Source organism: Novosphingobium aquimarinum (genome assembly GCF_009746585.1).
Lineage (GTDB): Bacteria > Pseudomonadota > Alphaproteobacteria > Sphingomonadales > Sphingomonadaceae > Novosphingobium > Novosphingobium aquimarinum.
Genome location: NZ_WRPO01000011.1, coordinates 29,994 through 43,996, shown reverse-complemented (window position 1 = coordinate 43,996; position 14,003 = coordinate 29,994). Strand labels below are relative to the sequence as shown.

At 65.4% G+C, this 14,003-nt stretch carries 12 protein-coding genes; 4 read left to right on the top strand and 8 right to left on the bottom strand.

Annotated features, from left to right (window positions below):
* Window positions 1-77 precede the first annotated feature (77 nt).
* The 5 genes from metK to prfA all read right to left on the bottom strand — a co-directional run bounded on the left by metK (window position 78) and on the right by prfA (window position 6,115).
* Window positions 78-1,328: a methionine adenosyltransferase gene (gene metK / locus GQO94_RS12210; protein WP_156841832.1), complete on the bottom strand. Its 1,251-nt coding sequence runs from the start codon at window positions 1,326-1,328 to the stop codon at window positions 78-80.
* 48 nt (window positions 1,329-1,376) lie between these two features.
* On the bottom strand, window positions 1,377-3,026 hold the full coding sequence (gene lnt, locus GQO94_RS12205) for an apolipoprotein N-acyltransferase (RefSeq protein ID WP_156841831.1): 1,650 nt from the start codon (window positions 3,024-3,026) through the stop codon (window positions 1,377-1,379).
* A 109-nt stretch (window positions 3,027-3,135) separates the two neighbouring features.
* Window positions 3,136-3,960 (bottom strand): DUF4167 domain-containing protein, encoded by an 825-nt coding sequence (locus tag GQO94_RS12200; RefSeq protein WP_232332910.1) that lies wholly within the window; start codon window positions 3,958-3,960, stop codon window positions 3,136-3,138.
* A 234-nt stretch (window positions 3,961-4,194) separates the two neighbouring features.
* Window positions 4,195-5,040: a peptide chain release factor N(5)-glutamine methyltransferase gene (gene prmC / locus GQO94_RS12195; protein ID WP_156841827.1), complete on the bottom strand. Its 846-nt coding sequence runs from the start codon at window positions 5,038-5,040 to the stop codon at window positions 4,195-4,197.
* Window positions 5,041-5,044: 4 nt separating this feature from the next.
* Window positions 5,045-6,115 carry a peptide chain release factor 1 gene (gene prfA / locus GQO94_RS12190; RefSeq protein WP_156841825.1) on the bottom strand — a complete coding sequence of 357 codons (1,071 nt, stop codon included), beginning with the start codon at window positions 6,113-6,115 and terminating at the stop codon, window positions 5,045-5,047.
* Window positions 6,116-6,381: 266 nt separating this feature from the next.
* Here prfA and GQO94_RS12185 point away from each other — a divergent pair, with 266 nt between their 5' ends.
* A complete protein-coding gene (locus GQO94_RS12185; protein ID WP_156841823.1) occupies window positions 6,382-6,717 on the top strand; it encodes a GIY-YIG nuclease family protein in 336 nt (111 codons plus the stop codon).
* A 160-nt stretch (window positions 6,718-6,877) separates the two neighbouring features.
* On the opposite strand, the gene hisS is transcribed toward GQO94_RS12185, so the two are convergent.
* Window positions 6,878-8,116: a histidine--tRNA ligase gene (gene hisS / locus GQO94_RS12180; protein WP_156841822.1), complete on the bottom strand. Its 1,239-nt coding sequence runs from the start codon at window positions 8,114-8,116 to the stop codon at window positions 6,878-6,880.
* Between the two features lie 129 nt (window positions 8,117-8,245).
* On the opposite strand from hisS, the gene GQO94_RS12175 reads away from it, so the two are divergent.
* Together GQO94_RS12175 and ppa are read left to right on the top strand one after the other, a co-directional pair.
* A complete protein-coding gene (locus GQO94_RS12175) occupies window positions 8,246-10,177 on the top strand; it encodes a M61 family metallopeptidase (protein WP_156841820.1) in 1,932 nt (643 codons plus the stop codon).
* A gap of 97 nt (window positions 10,178-10,274) precedes the next feature.
* Window positions 10,275-10,814 (top strand): inorganic diphosphatase, encoded by a 540-nt coding sequence (gene ppa / locus GQO94_RS12170; RefSeq protein WP_156841819.1) that lies wholly within the window; start codon window positions 10,275-10,277, stop codon window positions 10,812-10,814.
* A 248-nt stretch (window positions 10,815-11,062) separates the two neighbouring features.
* Here the strand turns inward: ppa and GQO94_RS12165 are convergent, their stop codons facing one another.
* Both GQO94_RS12165 and GQO94_RS12160 read right to left on the bottom strand, forming a co-directional pair.
* Window positions 11,063-12,409 (bottom strand): TldD/PmbA family protein, encoded by a 1,347-nt coding sequence (locus GQO94_RS12165; protein ID WP_156841818.1) that lies wholly within the window; start codon window positions 12,407-12,409, stop codon window positions 11,063-11,065.
* 147 nt (window positions 12,410-12,556) lie between these two features.
* Complete coding sequence (locus GQO94_RS12160; RefSeq protein WP_156841817.1) at window positions 12,557-12,865, bottom strand: hypothetical protein; 309 nt, start codon at window positions 12,863-12,865, stop codon at window positions 12,557-12,559.
* 313 nt (window positions 12,866-13,178) lie between these two features.
* Here GQO94_RS12160 and lptB point away from each other — a divergent pair, with 313 nt between their 5' ends.
* Window positions 13,179-13,979 carry an LPS export ABC transporter ATP-binding protein gene (gene lptB, locus GQO94_RS12155; protein ID WP_156841815.1) on the top strand — a complete coding sequence of 267 codons (801 nt, stop codon included), beginning with the start codon at window positions 13,179-13,181 and terminating at the stop codon, window positions 13,977-13,979.
* The last annotated feature ends 24 nt before the right edge of the window (window positions 13,980-14,003 follow it).

Below are 14,003 nucleotides of genomic sequence, written 5' to 3'. Positions count from 1 at the left end.
TCAGCGAATACCCCGCAAACAAAAGGGGCGCCGGTCCGACCGACGCCCCTTTCTCGTATTCAGCTAAGAACCGGCCTTCAGCCGACAGCGGCCTTCAAGTCGTCGATCAGATCGGTGCGCTCCCAGGGGAAGAAATCCCCTTCCGCAAGACGCCCGAAGTGACCGTAGGCGGCGCTCTTCTGGTAGATCGGCTTGTTGAGGCCGAGGCCCATGCGGATGCCGCGCGGGGTGAGGCCGCCGAGCTTGGCCTTGGCCACGTCCCAGACGGCCTTCTCGATCTGCTCGTCGGAAACCGTGCCGGTGCCGCTGGTGTCGATATAGAGCGACAGCGGTTCGGACACGCCGATCGCGTAGGACACCTGGATCGTGCACATCTTGGCAAGCCCTGCGGCGACCACGTTCTTGGCGATGTAGCGCGTCACGTAAGCCGCCGAACGGTCGACCTTCGTCGGATCCTTGCCCGAGAACGCGCCGCCGCCATGCGGAGCTGCGCCGCCATACGTGTCGACGATGATCTTGCGGCCGGTGAGCCCGGCGTCGCCATCGGGACCGCCGATCTCGAACTTGCCGGTCGGGTTGATGTGGTAGACGGTCTCGTCGGTCAGCAGCTCGGCCGGGATCACCGAGGCGATCGCGCTTTTCACGTAATCGCGCAGCTCGGCGTACTTGGCGGCGTCACCGCCCGACTTGCCGTCCTTCTCCCAGGGCTCGCAATAGTCCTTAGCGTGCTGGGTCGAAACGACGATCGCGGTCGCGGCGACGGGCTTGCCATCACGATACTTCAGCGTGACCTGGCTCTTGGCATCGGGCTCAAGGAAGGGCGCCGCTCCCGAATGGCGGTCGGCGGCCATCTTGTGCAGGATCTTGTGGCTGTAATCGAGCGTCGCCGGCATCAGGTCGATCGTCTCGTCGCTGGCATAGCCGAACATGATACCCTGGTCGCCCGCGCCTTCATCCTTGTTTCCCGCCGAATCGACGCCTTGCGCAATGTCGGCGCTTTGCGGGTGCAGATGGTTCTCGAACTGCAGGTTTTGCCAGTGAAAACCCTTCTGCTCGTAGCCGATCGTCTTGACGACGTTGCGCACGACCTTCTGGATTTCCTCGAAGGCGCCCGGTTCCCAGTTGCCGTCGGTATCGATCATGCCCTTGCCGCGCACTTCGCCGGCCAGCACGACACGGTCGGTCGTGGTCAGTGTCTCGCAGGCGACGCGCGCTTCGGGGTCCTTCGACAGGAAGAGGTCGACGATCGCGTCGGAGATCTGGTCGGAGACCTTGTCGGGGTGGCCCTCGGAGACGCTTTCGGACGTGAAGACATATTCGCTGCGCATGCTCGCTCCGTGATATAAAGAATTCTTTATGTGTATTCGGAGACGCGTCTATCGCGTCCGGCGGCGCAAGGCAACAGCACTTGCTACCAGCCAGATCGCGGCGAGGATGAGGGGCAGGGCGTTGCCCGTGCGCGCGAACAGCGTGGCGGCGTGCGGCGGCGGAATCCGTCCGTCGAGTCGCCCGGTGGTGTGACGCGGCAGGAACTTGCGCACCAGCCCATCGGCATCGATCACCGCGCTGATCCCGGTGGTGGTCGAACGCAGCACCGGCAGGCCTTCCTCGATCGCGCGCAGCCGCGCCTGCGCGAGGTGCTGCGGCGGGCCCCAGGACCCGAACCAGCCGTCGTTCGAGGGGTTGAAGATATAATCCGGCCGGTTGCCGCGATCGACGACTTCGGCCGAGAACACGATCTCGTAGCAGATCTGGATGCCCGCTTTGCCGAGTGCACCCAGATCGTAGCTGCGGGGGCCGGGGCCGGGCCAGAAATCGAGCTGACCCGCGACCAGTCGCGTCAGTCCGATCGGTTCGAGCAGATAGCGCATCGGCAGATATTCGCCGTAGGGCACGAGGTGCGCCTTGGAATAGCCGGCGAGGATATCGCCGTTGCCGTCGAGCATGGTCACCGAATTGCGCGCAGCAAGCTCGTCTCCATCTTCGATGACGACGTCGACCGCGCCGGTGAGCAGCACGCTGTAGGGCCCGATCACGCGGCCGATCCGCTCGCGCGCCAGCTTGGGATCGGCTTCGTACGTCATCAGGCGGTAGAGGAACGGCGGGTAGCCATCGCGCAAGTAGTCGGCGAGCCCGGACTCGGGCCAGAGCACCAGGCGGCGGTCGGAGACGTTGCCGGCCCGCCCCTTCTGGATCGTGAGGCGCGCCATCTTGAGGAAGTGCGTTTCGAAGTTGCGCGGATCGTCGAGCGTTTCCTGGCGCAGATCGGGCTGGATCAGGGTGTAGCGGATCGCTCCTTGCTGCGGCGTGAGATAGCCCGCCGGCAGATGGATGAGCAGGCCTAGGCCGATGGCGATGGCGAGGATGGCGGCGGCCGGCACTGCGCGGCGCTGTCCCGTTCCCGCCATCGCGGCGTGGACGAGTGCGCGCAGCAGGCAGGCGATCGCGACGACCAAGCCCGAAAGCGCGTAAGTCCCGATCCAGGGTGCCAGCAGAGCCAGCCCCTGCGCCTCATATCCGCCCAGCATCGCCACGGCGATGGGGTTCCAGGCAAAGCCGGTGAACAGCCAGGAGCGGATCCATTCGCTGAGCAGCCAGAAGGCGGGAAACGCGAGCGCGAAGCCAGGCAGGACGCCCGTTTCTGCGGTGGCGCGCCGCCCCAGCCAGCGGGCGAACAGCCAAGCGCCGAGCGTGGCCAGCGCAGGGAACACCGCGAGATAGACCGACAGCAGTACCACCGCGATCCCGCCGAGCCATTGCGGCATTTCGGCCTGATAGGTGAAGGCCGTGGCGATCCAGTTGTTGCCGACGGTGAAGTGGCCCATGCCGAACAGCCAGCCCAGCACGAACGCGCGGCGGGCGCTCTGGGCGCGCGCCGTGATCTCGACCAGCCAGGCAAGTGCAACAAGGGTGAGCGGCCACAGCGCGAGGGGCTGGAAGCCGCAGGCGGCCAGCGCGCCCGCAATGATGGCGCCGCTGCGCGGATGGCGAAGGGCCGCAGCCGGCGCCTGACGTAGTGCGTTCATGGACGCGGCTTTTGGAGCGCGCGACAGAGGCTGGCAAGCCGCCATCGCGCGGTCCGGCCCAAGCCGCCGGGTCCCGGAAGGATCGCGCGCGGGTTGGACCGCGGGCGGATCAGTTCACGGCTTCGAGAGTCTCGTCGGCATCGCCCGCGGGCTTGGCCTTGCGCGTGCGGCGCTTGGGCTTGGCGGGGGCTTCCTCGCCGCTGTCGCTGTCCTTGGCGATGGCCGGTGGCAGGGCGGCGGCATCGATGCGCTTGCGAGATTTCTTCTCGTCGCCGTCGGTGGCGTCGGCGGACGCCTTGTCGCGCGTCTCGCCTTCTTCGGCGTCCTTGCGACGGCGCGGCTTGCGCGGTGCCTTGGGGGCGGCGTTGCGCGGCGCGCGATCGCCACGCACAAACGGATTTTCGGGCGGCTCGTAGGCCGAGCGATCGCTCACGCCGTCATCGCCGCCGTTTTCATTGTCATCGCTGTCGGCACGATTGCCGGAGCGGCTGTCCGACCGGTTATCGGACCGATTGTCGGAACGGCCGTTGGAGCGGTTGTCGCTCTGCTGATCGCGACCCTGCGTATGATGCGAGGAGTTGCCGCGATCGTCGTAACCGTCGTTGTCGTCGCCATCGTCGTCGTTGTTATAATCGTTCTGACGATCGTCGCGGCGGTTCTGGCCCTGATTGGAATTCTGGTTCTGGCGCGATTCTTCCTGGCGAACGCGTTGATCGGCCATCACGCGGAAATAGTGATCCGCGAACTGGAGGTAGTATTCCTCCTGAACCCGGTCGCCATTGAGATGCGCGTCGTGCGCCAGCTTCTTGTACTTTTCGAGCAGTTGCGGCGCGTTTCCACGCGCCCGACTGTCGATCCGGTTCAGCTGCTGGTTATTCTGCTGCCGATTATTCCCGCGGCCGCGCCGCCGGTTATTACCACGATTATTGTTCAAGGATGATGTCCTCAAAAAAGCCCCTTGGCGTCCGGCCATTCAAGGTCCGGGCGTGTCGCTTAAACCGCGGATCGCCTGCGAGAGCCGCGCCATCTCATCATCTGCCCGGAGCAGCTCTCCCGCCGCACCTTCCCGCAAATGCTGGAATAGAACCACCTGCATGGGAAAAATTCGTCCATACGAAGGTTCTGCAGCAAGACTTAGGCATGAAGCACGCAGATGCCAAGTATAATTTTAGCAATTCACCCAGATTTCGACAACACGATGTCGCATCGCAAGGTCGCGATGCACTTGGGTGGCAAAGCCGCCAGCCGCGCAAATCGCGCTGACCGCGTCGGCCTGGCGCGAACCGATCTCGAGGAAGCCGCGCCCGTCGGGCGCGAGCAAAGCGGGCAGCTGCGGGATCAGCGCGCGGTAGGCATCAAGCCCCTCGGGCCCGGCAAAAAGCGCGCCGGCAGGCTCGTGATCGCGCACGAGAGCAGCCAGCGGCGCGTCGTCCTCGACATAGGGCGGATTGGCCAGGATCAGGTCGAACGGAGCATCGAGCGCATCGTCCCAGCCCGGCGCATCCCAGTCGGCGACATGCCAGGTCGTGCGCTTGGCGATATCGAGCGACTGTGCGTTGCGCGCAGCCACTTCCAGGGCTGCGGCGCTGCGATCGATCCCGGTTCCCTGCGCTTCGGGCCATTGTGCCAGCGCGGCCAGCAGCAGTGCGCCCGAGCCCGTGCCGCAATCGAGCACGCGCTGCGGCGCCTTGTCAGCGAACGCGTCGCGCGCGCGATCGATGAGCACTTCGGTATCACCGCGAGGGATCAGCACGTCGGGCGTCACGTCCAGCTTGAGCCCGTAGAATTCGGCCGAACCCAGGATGTAAGCGACCGGCTCGTCTGCGAGGCGGCGTTGCAGCAAGTTCGAGAAGCTTGGCGGAGGCGCATCGCGCATATGCCGTAGCAGCAAGTCCGAGCGTGACACGCCCAGCGCACCCGCCATCAGCAGTTCGGCATCGAGCCGGGCGATCGGATCGCTTTCGCCGATCGCCAGCGTGGCAGCGCGGATCGCGGCCGCGACCGTGTCTGCCATGTCGTCAGGCGTCCATCGCCGCGAGCCGCTTGGCCTCGTCCTCGGCGATCAGCGCATCGACCAGTTCGCCGAGGCCCGGTCCTTCGAGCACTTCGGGCAAGCGGTGCAGGGTCAGGTTGATGCGGTGGTCGGTCACGCGCCCTTGCGGAAAATTGTACGTGCGGATGCGTTCGGACCGGTCGCCCGAACCGACCATCGCCTTGCGCGCCTCGGCCTCGGCGCCGTGTGCTTCGTCGCGCATTTTCTCGTAGAGCCGCGCGCGCAGCACTTGCATCGCCTTGGCCTTGTTCTTGTGCTGGCTGCGCTCGTCCTGGCAGGTGACGACGATATCGCTGGGCAAGTGCGTGATGCGCACGGCGGAATCGGTAGTGTTGACGTGCTGGCCGCCCGCACCGCTGGCGCGGTAGATGTCGATCTTGAGGTCCTTGTCCTCGATCTGCACGTCGACTTCGGTGGGCTCGGGCAGCACTGCGACGGTCGCCGCCGAGGTGTGGATGCGCCCGCCGCTTTCGGTCACGGGGACGCGCTGCACGCGATGGACGCCGCTTTCGAACTTCAGCTTCGCGAACACGCCTTGCCCGGCGATGTTGGCGACCACTTCCTTGTAGCCGCCGATGTCGTTGGCGTTGACGCTGATCGGTTCGATCCGCCAGCCCTGCTCGGCAGCGAAGCGCTCGTACATGCGATAGAGATCGGCGGCGAACAGCGCTGCTTCGTCGCCGCCGGTGCCCGCGCGGATTTCGAGCATCGCCGGGCGCTGGTCGGCACTGTCGCGCGGCAGCATGGCGAGCGCGAGCTTGCGCTCGGCTTCGGGCAATTCGTCCTTGAGGCTGCGCAATTCCTCTTCGGCGAGCGCGCGCATTTCGGGATCCGTATCCTGCAGCGCGGCCAGGCTCTCGATTTCGCCGCGCAGCGAGGCGACGTGCGCGGCGGCCTGCGCGACCGGCTCGAGCTCGGCATAATCGCGGCTCGCAGCAACGAACGCCTCGCCCTCGAGCGTCCCCGACGCCAGCCGCGCTTCGAGCTCCGCGAACCGATGCGCGATCTGCCCCAGCCGTTCGGCGGAAATACTCATGCGGTCACCGCGACAAAGCCAGTCCCGTCACCCTGAACTCGTTTCAGGGTCCATCGTGCCGACAGCGCTGAGCGTGGGGCTCGAAGCGCCGACCGTGCCGCTCGTGTCTGGCAAGGGGCCACTCGGAGCCCTGTTAGCATACGCACGGGCCGAAGAATGGACCCTGAAACAAGTTCAGGGTGACGGGTCTGCGGGGCGGTTTGACCCTCGAAAAATTCGTCATGCTGAACTTGTTTCAGCATCCATCGTGCCGCACGCTCCATCGAATGGGCCCAACGCGCGCACCTTGCGTCTACATCCTGGCGAGCCAGCCGAGAGGCACGCTGTATGTTGGCGTTACTTCCAACCTTGAGGGCCGCCTTTGGCAGCATCGCGAGGGCGTCTTGCCCGGCTTTACCGATCGCTACGGGGTAAAGTTGCTGGTCTGGTACGAGCGCCACGACACGATGGAAACTGCGATCCTGCGCGAAAAGCAGATCAAGAACTGGCGCCGGCAATGGAAGATCAACCTGATAGAGGAGCTTAATCCGCGCTGGGGTGACCTCGCATTGGGTCTCGGCTTTGACCGACTTGCTCCGGGACCGCCGAAAGTTGGACCCTGAAACAAGTTCAGGGTGACGGGTTTGCGGGGCGGATCGACCCTCGAAAAATTCGTCATGCTGAACTTGTTTCAGCATCCATCGTGCCCCAAGCATAAATTCCGCGAATGGAGAGTTGGACCCCGGATCAAGTCCGGGGTGACGAGGGTTGGGCGCGGGTCTGTCATGCGAGGACGGATGGCTTGATGGCGGTCCATGCCTGCTCGACTTCCGCCGCCCGGTCGTTGGTTCCGCGCCAGTTCGACGTGACCCCCGTCGCGTCCGTGCGTAAGCTGACAATCGCACTGGCGCCCGACTTCACCGCCTTGTCGAAGCGCTTTTTCGGCGAGCCCGTCGCGATCATATCGGCCGAGTAGCCTTGCTCGCGGAAGCGCGCGACAACCTCCACGGCGGCCAAAACCGCATTGTCGCTTTCGGCCACGACGACGACATCGGTCACGGGCTCGCCCCGCTCCCCCACCAGCATCGCCAGCCGCTCGATCCCCGCGGCCCAGCCCACCGCCGGTGTCGCTGGTCCGCCGAGCGATTCCATCAGTCCGTCGTAGCGGCCGCCGCCGAGTACGGTGCCCTGCGCGCCGAGACGATTTGTCACAAACTCGAAAGCCGTATGTCGGTAGTAGTCCAGTCCGCGCACAAGGGACGGGGCGCGGACGTAGTCCACCGAGGCCGCCTCGAGCCCTTGTGTCACCTTGCCAAAGAAATCTTGGGCTTCGGTGGACAGGAAATCGTCGATCTTCGGCGCATCCGCCACGAAGGCCTGGTCGCGCGAGTCCTTGGAGTCGAGGATGCGCAATGGATTGCGTTCAAGCCGGTCCTGCGAATCTTCGGACAGCGCCTCGCGGTGATCGCGAAAGTACGAGACCAGCGCATCGCGCCAGGCATCGCGGCTGGCGGTGTCGCCCAGTGTGTTGAGCTGCAAGGTCACCCCTTCGGCGATGCCCAGTTCCTTGAGCAGCTGGTCCGCCATCACCAGCAGTTCGACATCGGCCATCGGTTCGGCGGCGCCGATGATCTCGGCATCGATCTGGTGAAACTGGCGATAGCGGCCCTTTTGCGGCCGCTCGTAGCGGAACAGCGGGCCGTGGGTGGCGAGCTTCAAGGGCGCGTGCTGCTGCCAGCCGTTGGTGAGGTAGGCGCGCGCGATCCCGGCGGTGAATTCGGGCCGCAGCGTCAGCGAGTCCCCGCCGCGATCCTCGAAGCTGTACATTTCCTTGGAAACGACGTCGGTGGTTTCGCCGATCGAACGCGAGAACACTTCGGTCTTCTCGAACACAGGCATTTCGGCGCGGCGAAAGCGATAGAGCTTGCGCACGCGTTCGAAGGTCTCGACCACGAAGGCGAAGGCTTCCGCCTCGGCGCCGAATATGTCCTGGGTGCCGCGAATGGCGCCGGGTGTCTTCATGACGGTATCTTTATCGGCGGGTTGATCATGGGGCACGCGCTTAGCGGCAATGCTGCGCGGGGAAAAGACTTGTCCCCGGCCCGCCTGTGCAGTTGCCCTTATTCGATCGAGCGGCCAAGAATGTCGTGCATGAACAGCCTTAAAGCCACTGCCGGCGCCGTCCTGGTCGCGCTCGCCTTGCCCGCCGCCGCATTCGCTGCCCCTGGCGCCGCCGCTCCCAGCCCCGAAATTCCGCAGCCTGCGGACACCGCCTGGCCCGGCGGCACGATCGCGCTCGATATCGATGCGAGCGACGTGCGGCGCGGGCTCTATCGCGTGACCGAGACGATTCCGGTCGCGCCGGGCACCCAGCGGCTGACGCTGCTGTTCCCGCAATGGCTGCCCGGAAAGCACGGTCCGCGCGGGCCGCTGGCCGAACTGGTCGACTTGCGCTTCATGGTGAACGGCAAGCCGGTGACCTGGCGGCGCGATCCGTTCGAAGTCTACGCCTTTCACCTCGACCTTCCCGAAGGCGCGCGCGAAGTGGTCGCGAATTTCATCCATACCTCGCCGTTGCAGTCCGACGAGGGGCGGATCACGATGACGCCCGAGATGCTCAATCTGCAGTGGGAGAAAATGAGCCTCTATCCCGCCGGCCACGCGGTTTCGAAGATCCGCGTCCGGCCCAGCGTCACGCTGCCCAAGGGCTGGACACCGGCAGTGGCGCTCGAAGGCGAAGCCAGGAGCGGCGATCGCTATGCCTGGGCCGAAACCGATTACGAACGGCTGGTCGATTCGCCGATCTTCGCCGGCGCGCATTTGCGCAGCTGGGATCTGGGACATTCGGTGATGCTGAGTGCAGTGGCGGATTCGCCCGAACTGCTCTCGCTCGCCGCCTCGGACCAGGCGAAGCTCAAGGCGCTGGTCGACGAAACGCTGCTGGTCTTCGGCAAGCCCGCGTTCGAGCGCTACGAATTCCTCGTCGCGCTGTCCGACCGGATCGGCGGGATCGGGCTCGAGCATTTGCGTTCCAGCGAGAACCAGCTCGAACCCAACAACTTCGTCAAATGGTCCGATTTCGATTGGGACCGCAACGTGCTCGGCCACGAGTTCGTGCATAGCTGGAACGGCAAGTACCGCCGCCCGGCGACGCTGTGGACGCCCGATTACCGCACGCCGATGGAAGACAGCCTATTGTGGGTCTACGAAGGGCAGACCCAGCTTTGGGGGCTGGTGCTCGCGGCGCGCTCGGGCACGCAGTCCAAGGATATCGTGCTCGGCGCGATCGCCCAGCGCGCCGCCGCGCTGGCCGACAGCCCGGGGCGGGCCTGGCGCTCGGTCGAGGATACGACCTACGATCCGGTGTTCGCGGCACGCAAGCCCAAGCCCTATGCCTCGCTCGCACGGGGCGAGGACTATTACTGGGAAGGCGCGCTGGTCTGGCTCGAAGCGGACCAGATCATTCGCGAAGGCACGGGCGGCAAGCGCGGGCTCGACGATTTCGCGCGCGCGTTCTTCTCCTATCGCGAAGGCACGCGCCCGACGCTGCGCTACACCCGCGACGACGTGGTGCGCACGCTGGGTGAAATCTATCCTTATGACTGGGCCGGATTCCTCACTGCGCGGATCGATGCCAGTGGCCGGCCCGCGCCTTATGCGGGGATCGAGAAGGCGGGCTATCGCGTCGTCTTCCGCGACGAGCCCAATCCCTACGACAAGGCCACCATGGCACAGCGCAACAGCTTGTCGCTGTGGCATTCGCTCGGGCTCAGCCTGTCGTCGGACGGCACCGTCAGTTCGGTGCGCTGGGACAGCCCGGCATTCGCGGCGGGAATCGTCTCGGGCGCCAAGATCCTCGCCGTTAATACGCAGACGTACAGCGCGGAGGCGATGAAGCGGGCGATTGCGGGGGCGGCAGGGCGAAAGACGGCGATCGAGCTCATCGTCCAGCGCGGCAACTCGGTCCTGACGATACCGGTCGACTATCACGGCGGGCTGCGCTGGCCGTGGCTGGAAAAGATCGGCGGCAAGCAGGCCGGCGAGGCGGGGCTCGACAAGCTGTTGTCACCGCGACGGCCGTAAACTGCAGCATAAGCCTGTTGCAGCGCAACATGCCCGGCGCTAGGGCCGCGTTGCCGCGTCCGGACAAGGGCTGCGGCCCAGTACGAAGAGGATAGCGATGCGTATCGATATGATCCCGGTTGGCGACAATCCGCCTGAAAGTCTGAACGTCGTTATCGAGGTTCCCATCGGCGGCGAGCCGGTCAAGTACGAGTTCGACAAGGAATCGGGCGCGCTGTTCGTCGATCGCATCCTGCACACGCCGATGCGCTATCCCGCCAATTACGGTTTCGTGCCGCACACGCTTTCGCCCGACGGCGATCCGCTCGATGCGCTGGTCGTGGCCCGCTCGCCCTTCATCGCCGGCTGCGTCGTACGCGCCCGCCCGATCGCGGTGCTCAACCTCGAGGACGAGCATGGCGGCGACGAGAAGCTGGTCTGCGTGCCGGTCGATTCGACCTTTCCGTACTACACCAACGTCGCTGAAAAGGACGATCTGCCCGAGATCGTATTCAGCCAGATCGAACACTTCTTCACGCACTACAAAGACCTCGAGAAGGAAAAGTGGGTCCGCGTCGGCACCTGGGGCGGCGCCGCCGAAGCGCGCCAGATCGTGATCGAGGCGATCGAGCGCGAAAAGGCCGCGAAGAAGGGGTAGTTCTGATCGGCAGACCGCATTGGCGGTTTGCCGGCGGCACCAGATTTTTTTGCTGGGTGCGCTCGTCACATCCGTGACGAGCTAGCGGCACCAGCCCACGCCCCCACCCGACCTCCCATCAGGATACACTCGTGGGAGGTCGGGTGGGGGCGTGGGCTGGTGCCGCAGGCAACCTGCGGATGCAGGTTGCCACTTACAAAGACTCCCGAGCGGGTATCGGAGTCTTGGTGTTCCTACTCGGGTCTTCCTCAACCGCCCGCGACAGTCATCCCGTCGATGCGCATGGTCGGCACGTTGACCGCGCGGAACCATTCGAGGTCGTTCGCGGCGCGCAAGTTGGCGAACATGGTCAGCAGGTTGCTGGCCACGGTGAACTCGGCGACAGGGCCGGCAAGCTCGCCATTGACGATGCGGAATCCCGAAGCGCCGCGGCTGTAGTCGCCGGTCACGGCGTTGACCCCCTGGCCGAACAGCTGGGTCACGTAGACCCCGTCGGCGATGTCCGCCATCAGCGCTTGGGGGCTCAGCTCGCCCGCCGCGACATGGACGTTGCCCGCCGAAACACCGGGCGCGCCGCCGCCGCCGCGTGCGGCGTGGCCGGTCGGCGCGAGGCCGAGCTGGCGCGCTGCGGCGCTTTCCATCAGCCAGCCGGTCAGCCGGCCGTCCTCGACGATCGCGCGTTCGCCCGTGGGCAGTCCTTCGCCGTCGAACGGGCGCGAGCGCAGCCCGCGGACCATGTGCGGGTTGTCGAGGATCGTAAATCCGGGCGCGAAGATCTGTTCGTCGCGCTTTTCGAGCAGGAAGCTGGAACGGCGCGCGATGGCGTTGCCCGAAATCGCGCCGAGCAAATGGCCGATGATCGAGCCCCCGACGCGCGGGCTGAGCACGACCGGCATCGGCCCGCTGCGCAGCCGTTCCGGCGCCACTTTGGCGACCGCACGCGTGCCGGCGAGTTCGCCGATCTCGGCGGGCGAGGGGAGGTCATCGCGAAACCGCGTCTGGCGCCAGGCATAATCGCGCTGCTTGGCATTGCCCTCGCCGCCAAGCACGACCGCGCTCAGCGAATGGCTGGACGAAACGTAGCCGTCGGCAAAGCCGTGACTGGTCGCGAGCGCGAACACCGATCGCGTCGCCCCGGCGCCCGCGCCTTCGGAATTGGTGACGCCCGGCACCGCGCGCGCTACGGCTTCGGCTTCGGCCGCATCCTCGCGCAGCTGCGCCGGTTCGGGTTCGCCGTCATCTGCCAGGTCGAGATCGGGAAAGGGGCCCTTTGCCAGCATTTCGGCGGGGGCGAGCCCGGCATAAGCGTCTTCGGGCGCGGCTCGGGCCATGGCCACCGCGCGTGCGGCCAGCTCGTCGAGCGCGGCGGAACTCAGGTCCGAAGAGCCGATGCTGGCGTTGCGTTTGCCGCAAAAGACGCGCAGCGCGATGTGCTCGCTTTCGGAGCGTTCGGCTTCTTCGAGCTGGCCGAGGCGGACTTGAATCGATTGCGAAGCGTTGGCGAGGAACACCGCGTCGGCGGCGTCGGCGCCCGCGCGACGGGCGCGGTCCACGAGATCGGCTGCGCGCGCGACGGCGGCGTCTTTATCGAGCATGATGTCTCCCGGCCACGAACGGGCCTTCAGATCGGCGCGAGGAAATGCGTCCCGCGCGTACCTAGGGAGCTTGGCGCCCCGCCGCAATCGGGGCCGCGTGGTCGAGGGGTGCGAAAGCCGTGCCGCAGCTACGGTCGAGCAAGCCGATCAGGCGAAGGCGTAAGTGAGGCCCTTGAACAGGCCGGTCAGTGCGAAGGGCAAGCCGATCGCGAGCAGCCAGAGCGCCATCCGGTCACGCTTGTAATAGGGTTCCAGCATCGGATCGCTCGCCTGACTGTCGTCCAGGCGGTTCCAGCGGCGCTCGAATCGGCGGCAGGCGGGAATGATCGCGACGACCAGGATGACGAGCGCAAGATAAGGCAGCAGCGAACCGCTCCCGGACTTGAGCGCGCCGATGGTCACGAAAATCTGCAGCGAAGTATAGACCAGCAGCGCATAGGCGATATGATCGCTCATCCGTCGGCGCCAATCGTTGGTTCGCGATGTGGCGTTCGTTCGCGATACGGTCGGGCGGGTCGGGGCCGCAGTGGCGCTCATGACAGTATGGCTGGCCTTATCCATCGCGCAGGTCTCCCTTGAAGCGGACGACTCTATCAGAGCATTAAATTGTTGTTTGTTCAACAGCTGTTACCATTTTTGCAATTGCAGGCGCAAGCCACGAGGACATCGCTCTAATTCACCGCCCCATGCACGAAGCTTGCCATCTGACGCCTTTCGGTGAAGCCCGCGCTTGCGATGAGGGGGCGGGCTGCCTAGAATCGGCTGCAACATGAACGACACCATCCTTCCCGATCCCACGGCGCCAGTCGATCAGGCCGAAGCCGTGAACAGCAACGCGCTGGCCGAGCGCGGCGGCCTCGAGGTCGTCTCGATCGCCAAGAGCTACGACAAGCGCGCGGTGTTGACCGACATTTCGCTGTCGGTGGCGAAGGGCGAAGTTCTCGGACTGCTTGGCCCCAACGGCGCGGGCAAGACGACCTGCTTCTATTCGATCATGGGGCTGGTCCGCCCCGATTCGGGCCGTATTCTGATGGACGGCATCGATGTGACGCGGTTACCGATGTACCGCCGCGCCATTCTCGGCCTTGGTTATTTGCCGCAGGAAACCTCGATCTTTCGCGGCCTGACCGTGGAGCAGAACATCGGTGCCGTGCTCGAACTGATGGAGCCCGAAAAGGCGGTGCGCGAGCAGGAGCTGGAAAAGCTCCTCGATGAATTCGGCCTCACGCGCCTGCGCTCCAGCCCGGCGATGGCGCTTTCGGGCGGCGAGCGGCGGCGCTGCGAAATTGCGCGCGCGCTGGCGGCAAAGCCTTCGATCATGCTGCTCGACGAGCCCTTCGCGGGCATCGATCCGCTCTCGATCTCCGATATCCGCGATCTGGTGCGCGACCTCAAGACGCGCGGCATCGGCGTGCTCATCACCGATCACAACGTGCGTGAGACGCTCGACATCGTCGATCGCGCCTGCATCATCTACGGGGGCCAAGTGCTGTTCGCGGGCAGCCCCGCCGCGCTGGTCGCTGACGAGAACGTGCGTCGGCTCTATCTTGGTGAGGGCTTCACCTTGTGAGTTACCTCGCGACGGCAGACTAGA

Coding starts and splice junctions, on each gene's coding strand:
- metK (WP_156841832.1), bottom strand. CDS start 1,328: ATGCGCAGCGAATATGTCTTCACGTCCGAAAGCGTCTCCGAGGGCCAC.
- lnt (WP_156841831.1), bottom strand. CDS start 3,026: ATGAACGCACTACGTCAGGCGCCGGCTGCGGCCCTTCGCCATCCGCGC.
- prmC (WP_156841827.1), bottom strand. CDS start 5,040: ATGGCAGACACGGTCGCGGCCGCGATCCGCGCTGCCACGCTGGCGATC.
- prfA (WP_156841825.1), bottom strand. CDS start 6,115: ATGAGTATTTCCGCCGAACGGCTGGGGCAGATCGCGCATCGGTTCGCG.
- GQO94_RS12185 (WP_156841823.1), top strand. CDS start 6,382: ATGGGCCCAACGCGCGCACCTTGCGTCTACATCCTGGCGAGCCAGCCG.
- hisS (WP_156841822.1), bottom strand. CDS start 8,116: ATGAAGACACCCGGCGCCATTCGCGGCACCCAGGACATATTCGGCGCC.
- GQO94_RS12175 (WP_156841820.1), top strand. CDS start 8,246: ATGAACAGCCTTAAAGCCACTGCCGGCGCCGTCCTGGTCGCGCTCGCC.
- ppa (WP_156841819.1), top strand. CDS start 10,275: ATGCGTATCGATATGATCCCGGTTGGCGACAATCCGCCTGAAAGTCTG.
- GQO94_RS12165 (WP_156841818.1), bottom strand. CDS start 12,409: ATGCTCGATAAAGACGCCGCCGTCGCGCGCGCAGCCGATCTCGTGGAC.
- GQO94_RS12160 (WP_156841817.1), bottom strand. CDS start 12,865: ATGAGCGATCATATCGCCTATGCGCTGCTGGTCTATACTTCGCTGCAG.
- lptB (WP_156841815.1), top strand. CDS start 13,179: ATGAACGACACCATCCTTCCCGATCCCACGGCGCCAGTCGATCAGGCC.